Annotated in this window: 2 protein-coding genes and 1 pseudogene; 2 read left to right on the top strand and 1 reads right to left on the bottom strand. The window is 62.2% G+C overall.

The annotated features are described in order from the left end of the window. The coding region (locus tag WBF82_RS14950; RefSeq protein ID WP_424383777.1) for a hypothetical protein at positions 1-244 on the bottom strand (244 nt) is incomplete at its 3' end. Positions 245-463: 219 nt separating this feature from the next. On the opposite strand from WBF82_RS14950, the gene WBF82_RS14945 reads away from it, so the two are divergent. Then, complete coding sequence (locus WBF82_RS14945; RefSeq protein ID WP_424383776.1) at positions 464-1,282, top strand: hypothetical protein; 819 nt, start codon at positions 464-466, stop codon at positions 1,280-1,282. A gap of 72 nt (positions 1,283-1,354) precedes the next feature. Then, positions 1,355-1,756 (top strand): annotated as a pseudogene (locus WBF82_RS14940) (DUF1298 domain-containing protein); the annotation flags it as partial.

Below are 1,756 nucleotides of genomic sequence, written 5' to 3'. Positions count from 1 at the left end.
GCTTAACGGTTGCGCAGGTGCGGCCGTTCATGCAAGACGCCATCACCGTGTACTGCCCCGGTGCGACGAATTGACCGCGCAAGCGCGGGAAGGCGTGTGCCCGAGCAGCTAAGCGTCGTCGTCGTCTTCGTCGCGCTGCAGTTTTTGGGGTGGTGGAAAGTATTGGCGCGGTGTTGACCGTGTCGAGGCGGGTGAGATCCTTCGGTTTCGCCGTCACGGCTGCCTGCGATGCGTTGCCGCTCACGGTGTCTGGTCGGTGGAGCTACACATGCTCGATATCAGTGAATTACCTTGCTCTGCAGTCTTGTAACTCTGCGAGGTGGGATGGTAGGGGGATTGATCGCGAAGCAAATCGGCGCGATCGAAGGGCGAGTTGGTTCAAAGGATGGTCGGGGTGGCTGCGTGGGCATTATGCTCCGTGCAGCAAAACGCGTTGGGCGACCAGGGGGCGGGGTGATAACTCGTGAGAAAAACGATTCTTATCCTCTTGTTCGGTTTGATCGCCGTATTTGGGGCCGGGGTGGCCCATGCCGACAGCCTTGATGGCGCCGGCCTCCTGTCCGGTTCGGATCTTGCGGTCATCGTTGGACCGACCGGGATAGCCAGCCCGAACGCTACTTACATCGCAGATGCCGAGGCGCTGTACCTCGAGCCCAACGGGTTCAGCCCCGCCGGAATTGCGGTAGATCTGCCGTTCTATCCGGCATCAGATGACTTCGGTCCATCGGTGCTCGCTGGACAATATGCCCTGACCACCGGGGCGGTCCTGGACTACTACCTGGGCGTGTTTAATGCGGCAGATCCGTTGACATTGTTCTGTTACTCGCAGGGTGCGGTGGTCTGCAATAACGCCGAACCGACCTTGATCAATTTCGGCATACCGTCGGACGCCATCCGTATCGTTGAGGTCGGCGACACGTCCAGTGCGCAAACGGGGTGGGACGGTGCCCCCGGCCCAATCGATGGCTTCCTCGATAACACCGCTGCGCCAGGCACTCTGACGGCTTTTGTTCTTGAGGCTTTAGGTTGGGGCAACCTTGTCGGCGACACCACGCCCAACAATGACTACGCCACCTACGTCTACACCATCTACGGTGACATATGGGCGGACGTAGCCAACCCTGTCTGCTTGCTCTGCCACGACGCCTATCTGGGACTCACCCCGGCGGAGATCAGTTCTGCTGTCCCGGTGATCGACGGCCTGACGACGTATTTCGACATTCCCGCGCTCTCGACCACCGCGCTGGACAACGCGCTGCTCGCCTCGGCGGGAGCGCTATAACTCGATAACATGTTCGAATAGTATCGCTGGTGGGTGACGAGATACCGGCCCGAAACGGTGGTCAGCATGGACATGTCGGCCCGGATGGCAACGGTCGACGCGCAGTTCTACTGGATGTCGGCCAAGGTCCCCAGCGACCAGTTTTTGCTCTACGCATTCGCCAGCACGCCAACGGATTCCGAGCGTGCGGTCGACGCTATCCGCAGCCGCGCCGAGGCATGCCGAGCCCTGACCGTCCGCATCGACGACGGATCGCGGTGGACCTATCCGAGCTGGGTGACGACGGCGCTGGAGCCTGACCGCGTGACCCGTCACCAGCTCGACGACGACAGCTGGCGCGGCTGCCTGGACGCTGTGGTCCGGCTCGCCGACGACCAGCTGGACATCCGCCGGGCGCCGTGGCGCTTGCACCTCTTCGCGCCGGTGCACGACCTACCCGGCCGCACCGGGCCGGGCACGGTCGCGGTATTACAG

Origin of the sequence: Mycobacterium sp. (assembly GCF_049673265.1) — a bacterium.
In the GTDB taxonomy this organism is placed as follows: domain Bacteria; phylum Actinomycetota; class Actinomycetes; order Mycobacteriales; family Mycobacteriaceae; genus Mycobacterium.
This window is presented reverse-complemented; position numbering and strand designations above follow the sequence as displayed.